At 65.2% G+C, this 17,745-nt stretch carries 16 protein-coding genes; 4 read left to right on the top strand and 12 right to left on the bottom strand.

What is annotated here, in order from left to right; translation table 11 throughout:
* Positions 1-58: 58 nt before the first annotated feature.
* From QRN51_RS16715 to QRN51_RS16680, 8 genes are all read right to left on the bottom strand, one after another.
* Entirely contained in the window at positions 59-1,009 is a 951-nt protein-coding gene (locus tag QRN51_RS16715) for an ABC transporter permease (RefSeq protein ID WP_284990962.1), read from the bottom strand.
* On the bottom strand, positions 999-1,736 hold the full coding sequence (locus QRN51_RS16710) for an ABC transporter ATP-binding protein (protein ID WP_284990961.1): 738 nt from the start codon (positions 1,734-1,736) through the stop codon (positions 999-1,001). The genes QRN51_RS16715 and QRN51_RS16710 overlap by 11 nt, the downstream gene beginning before the upstream one ends.
* A gap of 106 nt (positions 1,737-1,842) precedes the next feature.
* A complete protein-coding gene (locus QRN51_RS16705) occupies positions 1,843-2,997 on the bottom strand; it encodes an ABC transporter substrate-binding protein (protein WP_284990960.1) in 1,155 nt (384 codons plus the stop codon).
* A 279-nt stretch (positions 2,998-3,276) separates the two neighbouring features.
* Positions 3,277-4,689: a sulfate adenylyltransferase subunit 1 gene (locus QRN51_RS16700; RefSeq protein WP_284990959.1), complete on the bottom strand. Its 1,413-nt coding sequence runs from the start codon at positions 4,687-4,689 to the stop codon at positions 3,277-3,279.
* Positions 4,689-5,675 carry a sulfate adenylyltransferase subunit CysD gene (cysD, locus tag QRN51_RS16695; protein WP_284990958.1) on the bottom strand — a complete coding sequence of 329 codons (987 nt, stop codon included), beginning with the start codon at positions 5,673-5,675 and terminating at the stop codon, positions 4,689-4,691. The genes QRN51_RS16700 and cysD overlap by 1 nt, the downstream gene beginning before the upstream one ends.
* Positions 5,672-6,343 (bottom strand): phosphoadenylyl-sulfate reductase, encoded by a 672-nt coding sequence (locus QRN51_RS16690; RefSeq protein ID WP_370872172.1) that lies wholly within the window; start codon positions 6,341-6,343, stop codon positions 5,672-5,674. The genes cysD and QRN51_RS16690 overlap by 4 nt, the downstream gene beginning before the upstream one ends.
* Before the next feature lie 92 nt (positions 6,344-6,435).
* Complete coding sequence (locus QRN51_RS16685; RefSeq protein ID WP_284990956.1) at positions 6,436-8,181, bottom strand: nitrite/sulfite reductase; 1,746 nt, start codon at positions 8,179-8,181, stop codon at positions 6,436-6,438.
* Positions 8,182-8,314: 133 nt separating this feature from the next.
* Complete coding sequence (locus tag QRN51_RS16680; protein ID WP_284991070.1) at positions 8,315-9,043, bottom strand: sirohydrochlorin chelatase; 729 nt, start codon at positions 9,041-9,043, stop codon at positions 8,315-8,317.
* A 63-nt stretch (positions 9,044-9,106) separates the two neighbouring features.
* On the opposite strand from QRN51_RS16680, the gene QRN51_RS16675 reads away from it, so the two are divergent.
* Both QRN51_RS16675 and QRN51_RS16670 read left to right on the top strand, forming a co-directional pair.
* Positions 9,107-9,778 (top strand): trimeric intracellular cation channel family protein, encoded by a 672-nt coding sequence (locus QRN51_RS16675; protein WP_284990955.1) that lies wholly within the window; start codon positions 9,107-9,109, stop codon positions 9,776-9,778.
* 13 nt (positions 9,779-9,791) lie between these two features.
* Positions 9,792-10,214 (top strand): hypothetical protein, encoded by a 423-nt coding sequence (locus tag QRN51_RS16670; RefSeq protein ID WP_284755357.1) that lies wholly within the window; start codon positions 9,792-9,794, stop codon positions 10,212-10,214.
* A gap of 152 nt (positions 10,215-10,366) precedes the next feature.
* Here the strand turns inward: QRN51_RS16670 and QRN51_RS16665 are convergent, their stop codons facing one another.
* The 4 genes from QRN51_RS16665 to QRN51_RS16650 form a co-directional block, all read right to left on the bottom strand.
* Positions 10,367-11,272, bottom strand: a complete 906-nt coding sequence (locus QRN51_RS16665; protein ID WP_059387237.1) for a DUF559 domain-containing protein — start codon at positions 11,270-11,272, stop codon at positions 10,367-10,369.
* 507 nt (positions 11,273-11,779) lie between these two features.
* Positions 11,780-12,883 (bottom strand): polyprenyl synthetase family protein, encoded by a 1,104-nt coding sequence (locus tag QRN51_RS16660; RefSeq protein WP_059387239.1) that lies wholly within the window; start codon positions 12,881-12,883, stop codon positions 11,780-11,782.
* Between the two features lie 9 nt (positions 12,884-12,892).
* The gene (locus tag QRN51_RS16655; protein WP_284990954.1) at positions 12,893-14,236 is read right to left on the bottom strand and encodes a geranylgeranyl reductase family protein; all 1,344 of its coding nucleotides are present in this window, start codon (positions 14,234-14,236) and stop codon (positions 12,893-12,895) included.
* A gap of 22 nt (positions 14,237-14,258) precedes the next feature.
* On the bottom strand, positions 14,259-15,035 hold the full coding sequence (locus tag QRN51_RS16650; RefSeq protein ID WP_084784263.1) for a demethylmenaquinone methyltransferase: 777 nt from the start codon (positions 15,033-15,035) through the stop codon (positions 14,259-14,261).
* Between the two features lie 139 nt (positions 15,036-15,174).
* Here QRN51_RS16650 and QRN51_RS16645 point away from each other — a divergent pair, with 139 nt between their 5' ends.
* Positions 15,175-16,587: an isochorismate synthase gene (locus tag QRN51_RS16645; protein ID WP_284990953.1), complete on the top strand. Its 1,413-nt coding sequence runs from the start codon at positions 15,175-15,177 to the stop codon at positions 16,585-16,587.
* 200 nt (positions 16,588-16,787) lie between these two features.
* Entirely contained in the window at positions 16,788-17,741 is a 954-nt protein-coding gene (locus QRN51_RS16640) for an ABC transporter substrate-binding protein (protein ID WP_059387235.1), read from the top strand.
* Positions 17,742-17,745 lie beyond the last annotated feature (4 nt).

Genomic DNA, 17,745 nt, shown 5'->3' with positions numbered 1-17,745 from the left:
AACCACGGGACAAGCCGGGGAATTCCTTAGCGCGTGTTCCCCGCGAGCAGGCCGCCAGTTAGCGCGTGCTGCCCGCGAGCAGGCCGCGGCGCAGCAGGAGGCGGCGCTCAATCGGGGCGAACACGACAAGTTCGATCAGGATGCCCACAAAGAGGATCGCCAGGATCGCGGACATGACCGTGGCCATATCGGACAAGGTGCGGCCCTGGTCCAGGAGCGAACCGAGTCCGAAGCCGATGGTGCCGCCCACCGCGATGATTTCGGCGGCCATGAGGGAGCGCCAGGAGAAAGCCCAGCCCTGCTTGAGGCCGCCGAGGTAGCCCGGAAGGGCCGCCGGCAGGACGATCTGCAGGGCCATCTGTAGTCGGGAGGCTCCAAGGACCTTGCCGACGCTCCGGTATTGCGGCGGGATCTGGTCCACGCCGGAAATCAGCCCGTTGATGATGGACGGGATGGCACCCATCAGGACGACGAAGTACACGGTGCCGTCCGAGAGCCCGAACCAAATGATTGCCGCTGGAACCCACGCCACCGACGGGAGGACCTGGAGCCCTGAAATGAGGGGTCCGAAGGCGCGGCGCAGCGGCTGCACCTGTGCGAGGAGCAGGCCCACCGGGGTGGCGACGGCGACGCTGATGAGGAAGCCGATCACGCCGCGCTGAAGGGAGGTCCAGACGGCTTCCTGGGCTTTGCCTTCGGCCCAGAGGGAACCGAACTGGCTCAGGACGTCGAGCGGTCCGGGAACCTGGTCGCGGCGCTTGAAACCGAGGGAGACATAGAACTGCCACGCCAGGATGAGGACCAGAAGTGCCGCAATCGGGAGGATGATCCGGGTCCAGTCGATGTGCGCCTTGCGGTGGGCATCCGACTGCAGCTTGTCCAGGCCGGCCTCGAGGTCACGGAGTTCGTCCGGGTTTCCCTTCAGGGACGGCGAGGTGATGTGGCGGGACTGTGGAGCTTGCTCGGCGGTGTCTCCTTCGGCAAGCCGGGTCTCTTGTTCAATTGGCATGGCGGCGGATCTCCTCGCGCAGGCGGCGGGTAATGGTTCCAGTCAGTTCCCCGGCACGGCCGGCGTCGGTCCGGTGTTCCTCGGTGACGTTCCACTCGGCCACGACCCGCCCCGGACGGGAGGACAGCAGCAGGACCCGCTGGCCGAGCCTGACGGCTTCGCGCACGTTGTGCGTCACGAACACGATGGTGCGGCCCGTTTCCTTCCAGATCCGCTCAAGCTCATCGTGCAGAAGGTCGCGCGTGATGGCGTCGAGGGCAGCGAACGGTTCGTCCATGAGCAACAACTGCCGGTCCTGGGCCAAGGCGCGGGCGAGTGCGACGCGTTGCCGCATGCCGCCGGAGAGTTCGTGCGGGCGTTTGTCCCCCGCGCCACCCAAATGGACGAGGTCCAACAGCTCGCCCGCACGGGCAGCACGCGACGCCTTGCTCTGGCTGCCGGACTTGTCGGCGAGCTTCAGCGCGAGTTCGATGTTGCCACGAGCAGTGAGCCACGGGAACAGCGCTGAATCCTGGAACATGAAGGCGGCGCCGTCGCTGGGCACCTCCAAAGCGCCCGACGTCGGCTCGTCCAGCCCCGCGAGGATGTTCAGCAGGGTGGATTTGCCGCAGCCGGACGCACCGAGCAGGGCGACGAACTCGCCTTGCTGGATGGTGGCGTTGACGTCGTCCAGCACCGGGGCGCCGTCGCCGAAGCGTTTACCCAGGTGTTCCAGTACGACTGGCATGGTCCCGTCCTTCGTTCGTTGCTTGTTGTTTCCCAACTAGCTCGCAGTTGTTGTCGTTATGAGCCGTCAAAACGACAACTAATGCGAGCTAGTTGGGCCGGTCGGTTCAGTCTTGGCCCAGTCCTGCGGCCGAGGTCTTCTGCCCGGTCACGCTGTTGAGGGCGCGGAGGTCGAAGATGCCGTTGATGTCGGCCGGTTTGGTGATGCCGGCGTCGACGCCGTCCTGAAGCAGCTTCTTGTAGGTCCCGGCGAGCGGGTCCACGGTGAAGGTGATGTTCTTCAGGGAGCGGTCGATGACGTCGGCCGGCAGCGTGCTGCCCGCGGTCGCCTTCAGCGCGGCGTTGATCGCGGTGGCCTTGTCGGCCGCCGAAGCGCTGTTGAGCCAGTTGACGGAGGCTTCGTGGCCCTGGAGCAATGCGGTCACGGTCTGCGGGTGTTCGGCAGCGAACTTCTTGCTCACGATCAGGATCGTGGTGGGGAACGCACCCTTGTCCCACAGATCCTTCTCGTCCACCAGGACCTTGCCGCCGGCCTGGAGCACCAGACGCGAGGCCCACGGCTCAGGCAACCACGCGCCGTCGAGCTTTCCGTCTTGGAAGAGCTTGAGGGTCTGGGCGTTGTCCGTCGGGTTGATGGCGACGTCGCCGCCGCCGTTCGGGTTGGTCTTCAGGCCCTGCTTGCCCAGCCAGGCGCGCAGTGCCACGTCCTGGGTGCCGCCGAGCTGCGGGGAGGCCAGGGTCTTGCCCTTGAGGTCCGCGGCAGTGTTGATGCCTGGCTTGACTACCAGCTGCGCGCCGCCGGAGGCTGCGCCCGCGATGATGCTGATGGACGCGCCCTTGCTCTGGACGAAGGAGTTGATGGCCGGGTTCGGGCCAAGGTAGGCGGCGTCGATCGCGCCGGCGTTCAGGGCCTCAACCGCGGCGGGCCCTGCGTTGAAGATCTGGGTGGTGAGCTTGGTGCTGCCCAGCTTGCCGGCGATGATGCCCTTGCTCACGCCGACGAGTGCGGGGGCGTGGGTGACGTTGCCGAAGTAGCCCAGCTTGAGTTCCGCGGCGGGCGTCGTTGCAGCCGCGGCCTGGGTTTCGTTGTTCTTCGCGACAACCGATGCGACGGCGGCGCCGGCACCGATCAGCAGGACGAGCCCGACGGCGATGCCGATCTCGAGCGTGCGGCGGCGCTTGGGCTTGCTGGTTTCGCCGGCGACGATGCGCGTGGTTCCCGGGTTCGAGCCGGGCGGCGTGGGTTCTGGGGTGTTTGACATGGGGAAATCCTTGGGATGCGTTGCGGAAGGGGCAGAGCGTGTATCAGGCCCTGCGACATCGCCCCGAACGGGCGGGCAAGGACCAATCCGATGAGGTCATGGATTCACCATAGGGACTGTCATATTTGCCGTTCAACGACCCGGAAACCCGGGGTCACGCACGTTCATGCGGCGTCACAATTCGGCTCGCCCCAATGCAAAAAACCGCAGCTTGTTTCCCACCCCAAGCCTTGAAGGCCGGGTTTGGGAAACAAGCTGCGGTTCCGGTCATCGAGAACGTCAGATGACGTAACGTTCGTCCTCATGGTCGCCCGGGTGGTCCTTCACCAAGCCGGCCGCGAGCGTGTTGCCGTCCACGGGATCGATCACCAGGAACGCGCCCGTGCGGCGGTGGTGCAGGTAGTTCTCCAAGGGCAACGGCGCGGCCAGTCGAAGCTGGGCGTTACCGATGTCGTTCAGCTCAAGGCTGGAAGCAGCCTCGACGTTGAACGTGGCCAGGTCCAGCTTGCCCGTCACATTGCGGACCAACGCCTGGACGGTGCGGGTCCCGTGCTTCACGAGCACCTTGGCACCTTCGCGCAACGGCTTCGGCGAAAGCCAGCACAGCGCGGCGTACAGGTCGGCCGAGCTCTCGCGCACCGTCCCTGCTGCGGCAATGGTGTCACCGCGGGCGATGTCGATTTCATCGGCCAGGCGGATCGCCACGGACTGCGGAGCAGTGGCCTCGGCGAGCTCGCTGCCGGCGAAGTCGATCCCGGTCACGGTGGTGATCCTGGGCTCGTGGCCCGGGCTCAGGACAGTGACCTTGTCGCCAAGCTTCACGGTCCCCTCCGTGATCTGGCCGGCGTAGGCGCGGTAGTCGCGGTACGCCTCGACGTCGAGCCCTGCGGCGACGGCGTCGGGAGCCAGCGCGCCCTGCGGGCGGATGACCAGCTGGACCGGGAAGCGGAAGCTCTCCAGGTGGCTTTCGAGCTCATCGGCGGCCGGAAGGGTTTCCAGGACTTCGAGCAGGGCCGGGCCGCTGTACCAGGGGGTGCGGTCCGAGCGGTCCACGACGTTGTCGCCGTCGAGCGCCGATACCGGGATGACCGCGACGTCGGCAATCCCATCGCTGCCCAAGCCAAGCTCGCGGGCAACCTTCTGCACGTCCGTCTCGATCTCGCGGAAGACCGACTCGCTGAAGTCCACGAGGTCGATCTTGTTCACGGCGACGATTACGTGCGCCACGCGCAGCAACTGCAGCACCGACAAGTGGCGGCGGGTCTGCTCCAGGACTCCCTTGCGGGCGTCAATGAGTACGACGACGGCATCCGCAGTGGATGCGCCCGTCACCGTGTTCTTGGTGTACTGAACGTGGCCGGGGCAGTCCGCGAGGATGAAGCTGCGGCGGTCGGTGGCGAAGTAGCGGTAGGCGACATCGATGGTGATGCCCTGTTCCCGTTCGGCGCGAAGGCCGTCGGTCAGGAGGGCAAGGTCAATGGCCTGGCTGCCGGTGGCGCCGGCTCCGCCGAAGCCACGGTCCGCCGAGGTGCGGGCGACGGCGTCGAGCTGGTCCGCGAGGATCGCCTTGGAATCGTGAAGGAGGCGGCCCACCAGGGTGGACTTGCCGTCGTCGACGGATCCAGCGGTGGCGAAGCGGAACAGCGTGGATTCGCGCAGGCCGGTCTCCAGGAGTGCGGTTTCGGTGCTCATTAGAAGTAGCCGTCCTTCTTGCGGTCTTCCATGGCTGCCTCGGAGATGCGGTCATCTGCGCGGGTGGCGCCACGTTCGGTGAGTGTGGATGCGGCAACTTCAACGACGACGTCGGCAACCGTGCGGGCGTCGGAAACGACCGCGCCGGTGCAGGACATGTCGCCCACAGTGCGGTAGCGGACTAGCTTGGTGACGACTTCCTCGTGCGGAAGCGGCATGGAAACCTCGCCGACTGCGCGCCACATGCCGTCGCGTTCGTAGACCTCGCGCTCGTGGGCGTAGTACAGGCCGGGCAGCTCAATGCCTTCGCGCTCGATGTAGCGCCACACGTCCAGCTCGGTCCAGTTGCTGATGGGAAACGCCCGGACGTGCTGGCCCACGGTGTGGCGGCCGTTGTACAGGTTCCACAGTTCGGGGCGCTGGTTACGGGGGTCCCACTGGCCGAACTCGTCGCGCAGGCTCAGGATGCGCTCCTTGGCACGGGCCTTGTCCTCGTCGCGACGTCCGCCGCCGAAAACGGCGTCGAACTTGTTGCGCTGGATGGCGTCCAGGAGCGGCACGGTCTGCAGCGGGTTGCGGGTACCATCGGCACGCTCGGCAAGTTCGCCACGGTCGATGAACTCCTGCACGGAACCCACCACGAGCTTCAGGCCCAGGCGCTCCACCGTGCGGTCGCGGAAGTCGATGACCTCGGGGAAGTTATGGCCGGTGTCCACGTGCAGCACGGGGAACGGAACCTTGCCAGGCCAGAACGCCTTGGTGGCCAGGTGCAGCATGACCACGGAATCCTTGCCGCCGGAGAACAGCAGCGCAGGCTTCTCGAACTCGGCAACAACCTCGCGGATGATATGGATGGCCTCGGACTCGAGGGTGTCCAAAGACGAGAGGCGGGCCGACCGCAGAGCCTGGGCGGCAGTCGGCGTCTCCACAAGGTCCTTTTCCAGCACTGACAGCTCCGTGTCCTCGTTGGTTGTGTAGATGCTCATACGTGTAGTCCGCATTCTGTCTTGTCGGTTCCTGCCCAGCGGCCGGAGCGGGGGTCCGCTCCCGGGGCCACTTTGCGGGTGCAGGGCTGGCATCCGATGGACGGGTATCCCTGGCTCAGGAGGGGGTTGACGGGAAGGATGTTGTCTTCGGAGTACTGGACCAACTGGTCAAAGCTCCAGTCCGCCATCGGGTTGACCTTGACCAATCCGTTGGCCTCGTCCCAGCTGATCAGCGGGGTGTTGGTCCGGGTGGGGGCCTCGTCGCGGCGGACTCCGGTGAACCAGACTTCGTAGCCGGCGAGGGTCCGGCGCAGCGGCTGGACCTTGCGGAGCGCGCAGCACTGGGCGGCGTCGCGGGCAAACAGGTCCTTGCCGAGGAGGCGGTCCTGCTGCTCCACGGTGTTCTCGGGGAGCACGTCCACGATGTTCACGCGCAGGTTCGCGGCGACTTCGTCCCGCGTGGCATGGGTTTCCGGGAAGTGGTAACCGGTCTCCAGGAACAGGACGTCGACGCCGGGAAACTGGTCCGCGACGAGGGCCGGCAGCACGGCGTCCGCCATGGAGCAGGCCACGGCGACGGCGGGCAGTTCGAAGTTGCGGGCAACCCAGGCGATGACGTCGCGGGCGGGCGCATTCCAACCGAGCTCGGCGGCACCGGATTCGGCCAGGGCCTTGAGTTCGTCGTGGGAACGCTGGCAGGGCCCACGGCCACCGGGGTCCCCGGCCGAGCTTGCGAGGTTGGGGAGTGGCTGGGGATTGGTCACTGGAGATCTCCTTCATCTGCGGAGTGCGCCCATTCGGCGAAGGTCTGGCCTTCGGCGCGGTCGGCCACGAACTTCCGGACTACCCGCTCTACGTAATCGGGCAGGTCCTCGACGTAAACCTTGAGGCCGCGCACGGTGCGTCCGAGGCCTGCTTCTTCGCGGTTGGACGAAGCCAGCCCGCCGCCCAGGTGAACCTGGAAGCCCGGGGTGGGGTCGCCGTCGGGCGTTGGCAGCATCATGCCCTTGAGCCCGATGTCCGCGGTCTGGATGCGGGCGCAGGAGTTGGGGCAGCCGTTGATGTGCAGGGACAATGCCTGGGGCAACTGGCCGCTGTCCGCGAGGTCGGCCAGGCGGCGTTCCAGCTCGGCGACGGCGGTGGCTGCCGTGACCTTGGTTTCCACGATGGCGAGCTTGCAGAATTCGATGCCGGTGCAGGCGATGGTGCCGCGGCGGAACACGGACGGGCGGGCGGAGAGGCCTAGGGTGTCCAGTTCGGCGACGAGCGGTTCCACCTGCTCCTTGGCGACGTCCAGCACAACGATCTTCTGGTGCGGCGTGGTGCGCAGGCGGAAGGAGCCGCGGGCTTCGAGGGTGTCCGCGAGCTTCACGAGTTGGCTTCCGGAGAGACGACCGGCCAATGGTGTGGCTCCGATGAAGAACTTGCCGTCCTTCTGCTCGTGGATGCCGACGTGGTCGCCCGGGGTCGAGGGCTTGGGCGCTGCGGGGCCGTCGGAAAGCTTGAAGCCGAGGTATTCGTCCTCAAGGATCTGGCGGAACTTTTCGGGACCCCAGTCGGCCATGAGGAACTTCAGGCGTGCCTTGGTGCGCATCCGGCGGTAACCGTAGTCGCGGAAGATACTGGTGACGCCGAGCCACACTTCGGCGGCTTGCTCAGGCTTCACGAACGCGCCGAGGCGCTTGGCGAGCATCGGGTTGGTGGACAGCGCGCCGCCTACCCAGAGGTCATAGCCGACGCCGAGTTCGGGGTGGACCATGCCGACCAGGCCGAAGTCGTTGATCTCGTGGACCACGTCCTGCGAGGGGTGGCCGGTAATGGCGGTCTTGTATTTGCGCGGCAGGTTGGCGAGCTCGGGGTCGCCGATGAAGCGCTCCGCGAGTTCGTGGATCAGCGGCGTAGGGTCGATGATCTCGTCCTTGGCGATGCCGGCAACCGGGGAGCCCAGGATGACACGCGGCACGTCGCCGCAGGCCTCGGTGGTGGACAGGCCGACTGATTCGAGGCGGCGCCAGATTTCGGGCACGTCCTCCACCCGGATCCAGTGCAGCTGGATGTTCTGGCGGTCCGTCAGGTCGGCGCTGCCGCGGGCGAAGTCCACGGAGATCTGGCCGATGACGCGTAGTTGCTCGGTGGTGAGCGCACCGCCGTCGATCCTCACGCGGAGCATGAAGTACTTGTCCTCGAGCTCGTGCGGCTCAAGCGTGGCGGTCTTGCCGCCGTCGATCCCGGGCTTGCGCTGGGTGTAGAGGCCCCACCAGCGGAAACGGCCGTGGAGGTCCGTGCCGTCGATCGAGTCGAAGCCGTGCTTGGAGTAGACAGACTCGATACGCTCGCGGACGTTGAGCCCGTTGTCTTCCTGCTTCCAGGTTTCGTTGGCGTTGAGCGGCGCAGTGCCGTCAACCTTCCACTGGCCATGGGGTTTAGCGGCAGGACGGGCGGTGCGGGCCGGGCGCTTGGGTGCAGCCTCGTCCGCAGACGCTCCGGCTAGAGCTGTATCAGTCATGCATCGACTGTAGGGCTGGCCAGAGAGGCGTAACAAAGGTCCGGGAAACGGAAAGTCACCTAGGGAAACATTTCGTCACGAACCGCCGTCGGGCCTTGTTCAGCTGGCCGCGCTGTGCATTCGACATGCCCGCTCAGGAGCGAGCGGCAACCGCCGCGTCGTAGCGTTCCAAGGCGATCTCCGCGAGCACCGGAGAGGGCAGCAGCGGTGCCGTCACGACGTCGGCGCCGGCCTTGGACAGCTGGTCGTGGAAGTAGCCCGTGGCCAGCAGATACGAGGAGACCACCACCCGGCCGCCGTCGTCGGTGACTTCCGCGCCGGTAAATTCCGCGCCGGTGAGTTCGGCGCGCAGGGCCGCGACGCCGTCGGGCACGTTCGGCTCGGCACTCGCGCCATAGGCGACGCGCACCTTGTTCGGCAGCAACTCGGCGAGCTGGCGCGCCTGCTCTTCCGAATCGACGGAACCGTCCGGCAGCGACGAGCCCGCGGCGGCGAGCAGGACGCCGTCGCCCTCGCCGAGGCCGGCGGCGCGCAACCGTGCAGCGAGCAGCTCCGCGAGCCGCGGGTCCGGCCCCAGCGGCGGCGCGGCGGTCACCTCGGGGCGGGACTTGATCGCCTTGGGGATGTCCACCTTGACGTGGTAGCCGGTGCTGAGCAGCAAGGGAACGACGACGGCGGGCGTGCCTTCCGGGAGCCCGGCCACCACGCCGCCCAACTCGGGCTCCTGGACGTCTACGTAGGCCTCGACGACGGTCAGGCCGGGGCGCAAGGCCTCAATCTCGGCCATGACCTGGCGGATAGCGGCCTGCCCTTCGACGTTCCGGGTTCCATGGGCGCACGCGATCAAGACGGGGCTGTTCATGCGTGCAAGCGTAACGTTGGGCGAGCATGATCGCCCGTCTGTGAACGAAGAATGGAGCTGCATTTGTTCACTTTTGACCTTGCGCTGGTATGGCTGGATCTGGCCGGCGTCTTCTTTTTCGCCGTGTCCGGATCCTTGCTCGCGGCCAAGAAGCAGTTCGACATCATCGGCTCGCTCCTCTTGGCTTCGCTGGTCGGCCTGGGCGGCGGCGTCATCCGAGACATCGTCATCAATGCCGGCCCGCCCGCGGCGTTCACCAACCCGGTGTACCTGCTGCCACCCTTGTTGGCCGCGGGGCTGGTGTACTTCCTGTTTTCGAGCATCCAGCGCTTCACGTCCCTCTTGACACTGTTCGACGCCGGCGGGCTGGCCTTGTTCTGCATCACGGGGACGCTCAAGGCACTGGCCTCTGGGATGAATCCGGTGGCTGCAATCTTGTTGGGAGTCACCACGGCTGTGGGTGGCGGCTTGCTCCGCGACATTACGGCCAACGAAATTCCCACCCTCTTCAATGCCCGGGATCTTTACGCCCTGCCGGCCTTCACGGGGGCAGCCCTGACCGCGCTGTTCTGGAACATCGGAGCTTTCACCGGGGTTACAGCCGGGGTCATTGCCGCCTGGGTTTTCGCCTTCCGGGTGGTGGCTTGGCGGCGCGGTTGGCGGGTGCCCCTCGCGGTCCGGGGATGGCACCGCGCCGGGGTGTCCTCGGGCGCCGATTCACGTGGCCGCGATTAGCTAGGATGGGAGCATGACTGACATGTTCCTCGAGAAGTTCCGCGCGCTTGTACCGAAGTATCTCGAGGACGAATGGCAGGAAGAAGACGGGCTGTCCGCCGCTGAGCTGGACGAGGCCCTGTCCGCCCACTCGTTCACCATTCCCATGGTCCTGCGGGAGTTCTACCTCGCGATCGGTGGCTGCGAGGATCTCATGGAGGCGTACCACTACTTCTGGGACCCCGAAGAGCTCGAAGTGGACGACGAAGGTTTCCTCATGTTCCTGGAGGACGAGGAAGAGCAGTTCACCTGGGGCTTCCGCGTAGGCGACCTCGGCGTCCCCGATCCCATCGTGTGGCGCCGCAACAACGCCCGCGGCCAGTGGAAATCCGAAGAAGGCACGTTCTCCGAGTTCGTGTTCGACATGTTCGACTGGGCCTTCAGCGACGAAGACTAGGGTTTTTGGGGGGGCTTTAGTGGGCGCCGCGCCTTCCTGACCCTCTTTGAATTTCGAGGAGCCGTGACACACCTGGATCAGGGTGTGTCGCGGCTTTTTTCGTGCCAAAGAAGGTCAGGACGGTCCGCGCTTTGGTGGAGTCTGCTGCTGGATTACGACGGCGGCACCCACCCGGGCGCGTATCTTGCGGGGGCGAAGCGGCCGACTTCCCGGTGCCGCAACACGGTCAAGACCTCGTTGACCATCTCTTCAGGACGGTGGACCACGTCCTGGTAGAAGTAGTGCAACGACAAGAGCCCACCCTTCACACTGGCGTTGTCCCGGTACCGGTCCTTCTTGACCTGCCGCGGCTCCAGATGCGTATGGCCGTCGAGTTCCACTACAAGGCACTCGTTGATCAAGCAGTCCACCTCCCCCACCCCCGCCAGTTCCACATGCATCCGGACCCGGAGACCCGCCCGGACAAAGTGCGTGTGTGCGAGCACTTCCAGCAAGGAATCAGCCCTGGGCAGCACAAGATCCAGCGCAGCCCTCGCTGCTCCGTTGCGGTTGCCTTGCAGTTTCGTCTTAAGGAAGTCTGCGGTGATCAACCCGCGGCTAACTGCGGACTGGACAATTACCAAGGATTCCAGTTCGGGTCGGCATCTCAGGGCGTGGATAAGGACATCAGCTAGGCCGGCCACAGGAAGGTACGGATGCCCCGGATGGCTACATCGGGCATGGTCCACCACACCGTCCCGGACTAGGCCGCTACCGCAGCTGAGATGGATGGCCTCGGGTTTCCGGGAACTCCCCAGTCCTTGGACGCCTCCTGGCTCCTGCAGCTGCCACAAATTGTAGAAACGAACAGCCGAAACGCAGGTCAAGACGCCATTCGCCGCTAGCGCAGCAACGATGCCTGGATCGGCGCCCTCAATCGTGTAGATCCCACGGCGCAACAAGTTGAGCGTTCCGTTGCGGAGCCCTTGGGCCAACGCCGACTTGGGAAAGCCCGCTCTAAGCAGTTGCGCAGTCCGGGCCGCACCGCCCCGCCTCTGGAGGAATTGCACTATATCCATGTGGCCACTCCAGCAGCATCGCTCAGGCGACAGTAGCTCCGGGTTCCCCTATGTGGACAACTTTGCTGGCCCTTCCTGACCTTCTTTGGGTCCATAAACTGCCGGACACACCCCTTCTCAGGCGTGTCGGGGCCATTTTGAATTCAAAGAAGGTCAGGACGGCGCGCAGAATTTCCCCGAAAACTCCGAAAAACCCTTTGACCGGGAAAGTTGCACCCGTGACAAAGTTGTCATATGCTGTAACCGGATTCACTAAATGCCTCCGGTGGATCTGATGCGAACGGAGATTATGGTCCCGGTTCGTTGCAGTGCGTGACTCGTAGCGTTGCAAGGAACCGGGGCCATTGCATTTAAGCCCAGCCCCCGCGCGCCCCACCCAACTAGCTCGCAGTTGTTGTCGTTATAACGGCTCAAAACGACAACAACTGCGAGTCAGTTGGGTCTGCGACGAAGGAAAAGGGGCGAGAACGACGGCACCCTCTGCAGGGCTGCCCACGCCGCCAAGACTCAGCTGGCGCGCTCCACCACAGCGTGTGCGAAGTTGGTCAGCGACTCCTTGACCACGCCTTCGGGCAACGGCTTCAAGGCTTCGATGGCTTCAGCGGACCATTGGCGCGCGATCACCCAGGATTCCGCGGTGACAGGATGCTCGCGGAGCCCCGCGACGGCCAGGGCCAGGGCTTCATCGGAGGACAGGTCGCCGTCAACCAGCTTCAAGAGTTCGACGGCGGAGTGATCACCGTTGTCGGCGGCCTTGCGGAGCAGGAGGACGGGCAGCGTGGGAACGCCTTCCCGGAGGTCTGTGCCCGGAGACTTGCCGGACTTGACCTTGACGCCGGTCACGTCGATGACGTCATCGGCTAGTTGGAAGGCCACGCCGACCTTCTCGCCGTACTCCACGAGCACGTCTTCGAAGGCTTCGTCGGCGCCGGCAAAGATGGCACCCAGCTGGCCCGAGGCGGCAACCAGGGAACCGGTCTTGTCGGCGATGACGGAGAGGTAGTGCTCCACCGCGTCCTCGCCTTCGCGCGGGCCCACGGTTTCGTGCAGTTGCCCGAGGCACAAGCGTTCGAAGGTGCGGGCCTGGATTCCCAGGGCACGCGAACCGAGCTCTGACACCAGGATCGAGGCGCGGGCAAAGATCAGGTCACCCGTGAGGATGGCTACCGAGTTGCCCCAGACTTCGTGCGCCGTGGGGGCACCGCGGCGGTAGGGCGCGGAGTCCATCACGTCGTCGTGATAGAGGGTGGCGAGGTGGGTCAGTTCAACCACGACGGCGGCCTGGACCACTTCCGGACGGGAGGCGTCACCGAGGTGGGCACACAAGAGGGTCAGCAGCGGGCGGATGCGTTTGCCGCCGGCTTCCACCAGGTGACGCGACGTTGCGTCAGCCAGGGGATCCGAGTTGGCGATTGCTTCGCGGAGCTTCTTTTCCACGCGGGCAAGGTTGGTGGTGATGGCAGGACCCAGCTCCACGTCCTTGGCGATAGCCGCAAAACCGGCAGGAAGCTGCAGGCCGGTGGCGATCGCGGTGGTGGTGGGAGCGGGTTCGACAGCGTCCGGCAGGCCGTGCCCGGCGTGCGTCCAGCTGTGTTCGGCAGAGTGAGTCACGGGTTAACCCTAACTTTTCGCGGAGGAAAGCGTTGATTCGGTGCCGGTACGGGTGGAAGCGGCGGTGGACGTGGTGTTGGAGGTGGCCGGGACAAGCATCTCGAGGACGCGGATGGCGCGGTCCTCGAAACCCTTGGCGGACGTATCCGTGAGGTTGGCGAGCATCCGCACCACAAAGCGCATGAGAACCGGAATGGGCATGCCGGTCCGTAGTGCGAGTTTCATGACGGCGGGCTTACCAATGAGGGCGGCAAAGACACGGCCCAGGGTGAAGTGTGAACCCCACTGGTCCCGCACGTAGTCCGCGTACCGCGAAAGGTGCGCGTCGGCGTCGTTGGCTGTCCACCGGGCTGAACGCGAGCGGACGGACGCATCAACAAGAAACTCGGCCGCAAAGCGGGCGGACTCCATGGCGTAGGAAATACCCTCGCCGTTGAACGGGGAAACCATCCCGCCGGCGTCGCCCAGGAGCATGAGCCCCGGCGAGTAGTGCGGCGTGCGGTTGAAGCCCATCGGCAGCGCGGCGCCGCGGATCTCCCCCACTTGGTTTTCGGGCGTGAAACCCCACTCGGACGGCATGCCGGCGGTCCATTCGCGCAGGACCTGCTTGTAGTCGAGCTTGCCGAATTCCTTGGAGGAGTTCAGGATGCCCAGGCCGACGTTGGACGTGCCGTCCCCGACGCCGAAAACCCAGCCGTAACCGGGCAGCGGCTTTCCGGACTTGCCCGGAAGCTCAAGCCAGCCTTCCATCCAGTCGTCGTCGTGTCGGGGCGAGGTGAAGTAGGTGCGCACGGCGACGCCGAGCGGACGGTCGTCGCGCTTGTGCATACCGAGCGAAACCGCGGTGCGGGTCGAGTTGCCGTCGGCGGCGAGCACGACGTCGGCATGGAAGTCGCGCGTTTCGCCCGTCTTGCGTCCGGACTCGTCGAGCAGCGCGGCGCGCGCGCCGATCACCCGCCCGGCGTCGTCGCGCAGTGCTTCGGTGACGCTGTGGCGTTCAAGGACGACGGCGCCGGCCGACTGGGCGTGCTGGGCCAGTTCCTCGTCGAATCCGAGGCGCGTGCGGATGAGTCCGTAGGTGGGAAAGTCGGCGACCTCGGGCCACGGCAATTCAATGGTGCGGCCGCCGGCGATGAGCCTGAGCCCCTTGTTGCGGCGCCACCCCTCGTCCTCGGCATGCGGGAGGCCGAGCTTCTGGATTTCGCGTACGGCGCGCGGAGTGAGGCCGTCGCCGCAGACTTTCTCACGCGGGAAGCTGGTCTTTTCCAGCACGGTCACGGAAATGCCCGCCCGGGCAAGGTAGTACGCGGCGGTGGACCCGGCTGGCCCTGCGCCGACTATCAGTACGTTCACAGCGTCCTTGTTAATAGGCCGGTTAGCGGGACTGATCGCCGGCTTGGCGGCGCGGCTTGATCTGGCGGCGCAGCTTGGCCACGGGAACGCTTTCCCGGTGTTCGGCTCCGGGCTTCTGGGCGCGGTGCACCGCTACGATGCCGCCGCTCAGGTTGCGGTAGTTGACGTCGGTCCAGCCGGCTTCCTGCAACCACGCGGCCAGGTGGTCCTGATCCGGCCAGGCGCGGATGGACTCGGCGAGGTACACGTAGGCGTCCGGGTTGGAGGAGACCTTGGTGGCGATGGCAGGCAGTGCGCGCATGAGGTATTCGGTGTACATGGTCCGCCAAAGGGGCACGACCGGGGCGGAGAATTCCGCGATGACCAGGCGGCCGCCCGGCTTGGTGACTCGGAACATCTCAGCGAGGGCCTTGTGTGGTTCGTTGACGTTGCGCAGGCCGAAGGAAATGGTGCACGCGTCGAAGGAGTTGTCCGCGAAGGGCAGCTTGGTGGCGTCCCCGGCAACGAAGTTGATGTCCGGACGGCGGCGCTTGCCCACCTTCAGCATTCCCAACGAGAAGTCGCAGGCCACGACGTCCACTCCGGCGTCCGCGTACGGTTCGCTGGACGTACCGGTACCGGCAGCCAGATCCAGGACCTTTTGGCCTACCCGAACATCCATCGCATCCACGACGACGCGGCGCCAACGCCGGGTCTGCCCCATGGACAGGACATCGTTGACGACATCGTATTTGGGGGCGACATCGTCAAACATCGTCGCAACTTCGTCCGGACGCTTTTCCAAGGATGCTCGGTTCACCCTGCAATTGTCTCAGACAAATATGGGAAGAACTTTCGGGCACTCCGATCCAGGCCCGGTTCGCGCGCCGGGTTCCCGTTCCAGGTTCCGTTCCGGCCAGCGCGGCTACCGTTGCGCGCGGGAGTAATGTTGTTCCATCATGACGAGTACGCTCCGCACCTTGACAGTCCCCCTCGATGTAGATTCATCCTCCGGGGGACTGCCGTCATTTCTGGTCCGGGACGATGTCCTGTGCTGGTCCCGCCGAGAGAACGGGCTGGTGGGGTTTGGCGAACTCGCGCGCTTCACCGCTTCCGGGCCCGATCGCTTCCTCGAGGCCGACATCTGGTGGCGCCACCTCGTCATCGAGGCCGACGTCACGGATCCCCTTGAGCTCCCCGGCACCGGCCCAGTGGCCTTTGGCTCCTTTGCCTTCTCCAAGACGTCCGACTTTGAGTCCCGCTTGATCCTTCCTGAAATCGTTGTCGGTATCCGGGATGGGCAGTCCTGGCTCACGCAGCTGACGCTCGACGACGTCGAACTCACCGAGGCGGGAGCGCTCGCCACCCTCGCGGGTTGGCTCAGCGGCGAGTCAGCGCAACGCGAGTCAGCGGCCGGTGAGCTTACGGCGGCAGGAGGCTCCGGCGTCGGGCACCCAACTAGCTCGCAGTTGTTGTCGTTTAGAGGGCTCAAAACGACAACAAGTGCGAGCCAGTTGGGCGACGGGAAGGTGACGCTGGAGAGCGGTTCACTGAGCGAGGCCGCCTGGAAGCAGGCTGTCGCCGAGGGCGTGGCGGAAATCCGCACCGGAAAGCTGGAGAAGCTGGTCCTCGCGCGCGACGTCGTGGCGACGCTGCCCGACGGCGTCAACGCCGCCAAAGTGCTCCAGCAGCTGGCCAGCCGTTACCGCGAATGCTGGACCTACGGCGTCGACGGCTTGGTGGGCGCGACGCCGGAAATGCTCATCCAGGTGGAGGGCCGCACAGCGCAGGCGCGGGTCCTGGCCGGGACGCTGGACCGTCGCGACGCCGAGGGCGTAGACGGCACCCCTATGGAATACGCCGAACGCGTGCTGGCCGGTTCGGAGAAACAGCGGCACGAGCACGAGATCGCCATCCAGTCGCTGACCACCCAGCTCGCGCCCTTCTCCGAGGCAATGAACGCCCACAGCGAACCGTTCATCCTGGAACTGCCCAATGTGTGGCACTTGGCATCGGATGTGAAGGCCGAGCTCGCCGATATCGAGGGACATGTCCCTACGTGCCTTGCGCTGATCAACGCCCTCCACCCCACGGCTGCCGTGTGTGGCACACCTACTCTGGTTGCCGGGGAACTGATCCGGGAGCTTGAGCACATGGATCGCGGACCGTACGCCGGACCGGTCGGATGGCTCGACGCCGCGGGGAACGGCGAGTGGGGCATCGCACTGCGCGGCGCGATCATCGAGAGTCCTACCACCGTGCGCCTCTATGCGGGCTGCGGGATCGTGGAAGGCTCCGTTCCCGACGCCGAACTTGCCGAGACCTGGGCAAAATTCCGGCCGATGCTCGAGTCGCTGGGGATCAGCAACTAAGCCTCAAACCCGAGGATTCCGTTCGAAACCTACCCTCCCAACTGTCTGGGGTGCGAGACAATAGCCACGTTGGGGGTCTTGATTTTTTACTTGGTAGGTTATCCAATAGTAAAACTTAGTTTTCTGTGACGCACATCTCATGTTCGGCGCTACACTATGAACCGATTAGTTTCGCATCCACTGCAAAAAAAGGTAAGAAAATGCAGAAATTCCGTTCGCTCCCGGTCAGTTCGACGCTCAAGGCTGCAACCATCATCGCAATCGGCGCCTTGGCACTGACTGCCTGCACCAACGCCTCAGAGGCCGGCCCGTCGAGCGCCGCCTCGCCTTCCGGCAGTGCCAATGCAAGCTTTGACCCCAGCACCATCACCAAGGACGACACCCTCGCTGCGCTGGTCCCCGCGGCCATCAAGTCCAAGGGCACGCTGACCGTCGGCTCGGACACGACCTACGCTCCTGCGGAATTCCTCGGAACCGACGGCCAGACCCCGGTTGGTTACGACGTCGACATCGCCAAGGCGATCGGCGCCACCCTTGGTTTGAAGGTCCAGGTGCAGACCGCCGAATTCACGGGCATCCTCCCCGCCCTCGGCCCCAAGTACGATCTGGGCATCTCGTCCTTCACCATCAACCCTGAGCGTCTCGGCGCCGTTAATATGGTCAGCTACTTCAACGCCGGCACCGCGTGGGCCGTGCAGAAGGGCAACCCGAAGAAGTTCTCCCTGGATGACGTCTGCGGCAAGTCCATCGGCGTGCAGACCGGCACGGTCCAGGAAGACCCGGACCTCTCCGGCCGCAACAAGAAGTGCGCGGCTGACGGCAAGCAGCCCATCAACATCGTGACGCTCAAGAACCAGACCGACGTCACCACCCGGCTCGTCAACGGCAGCATCGACGCGATGGCAGCCGACTCCCCCATCATCGGTTACGCCCTGACGCAGACCAACGGACAGCTTGAGAAGCTCGGCGATGTGTACGACGCCGCTCCCCAGGGCATCGCTGTTGCCAAGTCGGACACCGCCCTCGCCGATGTCATCCAGAAGACCCTGACCAAGCTCATGTCTGACGGTTCCTACAAGAAGATCCTCACTGGCTGGGGCAACGCCGAAGGCGCCATCACCAAGTCCGAGGTCAACCCGGCGGTCAAGTCTTGAGTAT

The sequence above is a fragment of the Arthrobacter sp. efr-133-TYG-120 genome, from assembly GCF_030209785.1.
GTDB lineage: Bacteria > Actinomycetota > Actinomycetes > Actinomycetales > Micrococcaceae > Arthrobacter.
Note: the sequence above shows the minus strand (reverse complement) of the source record. Positions and strands in the feature narration are given on the sequence as shown.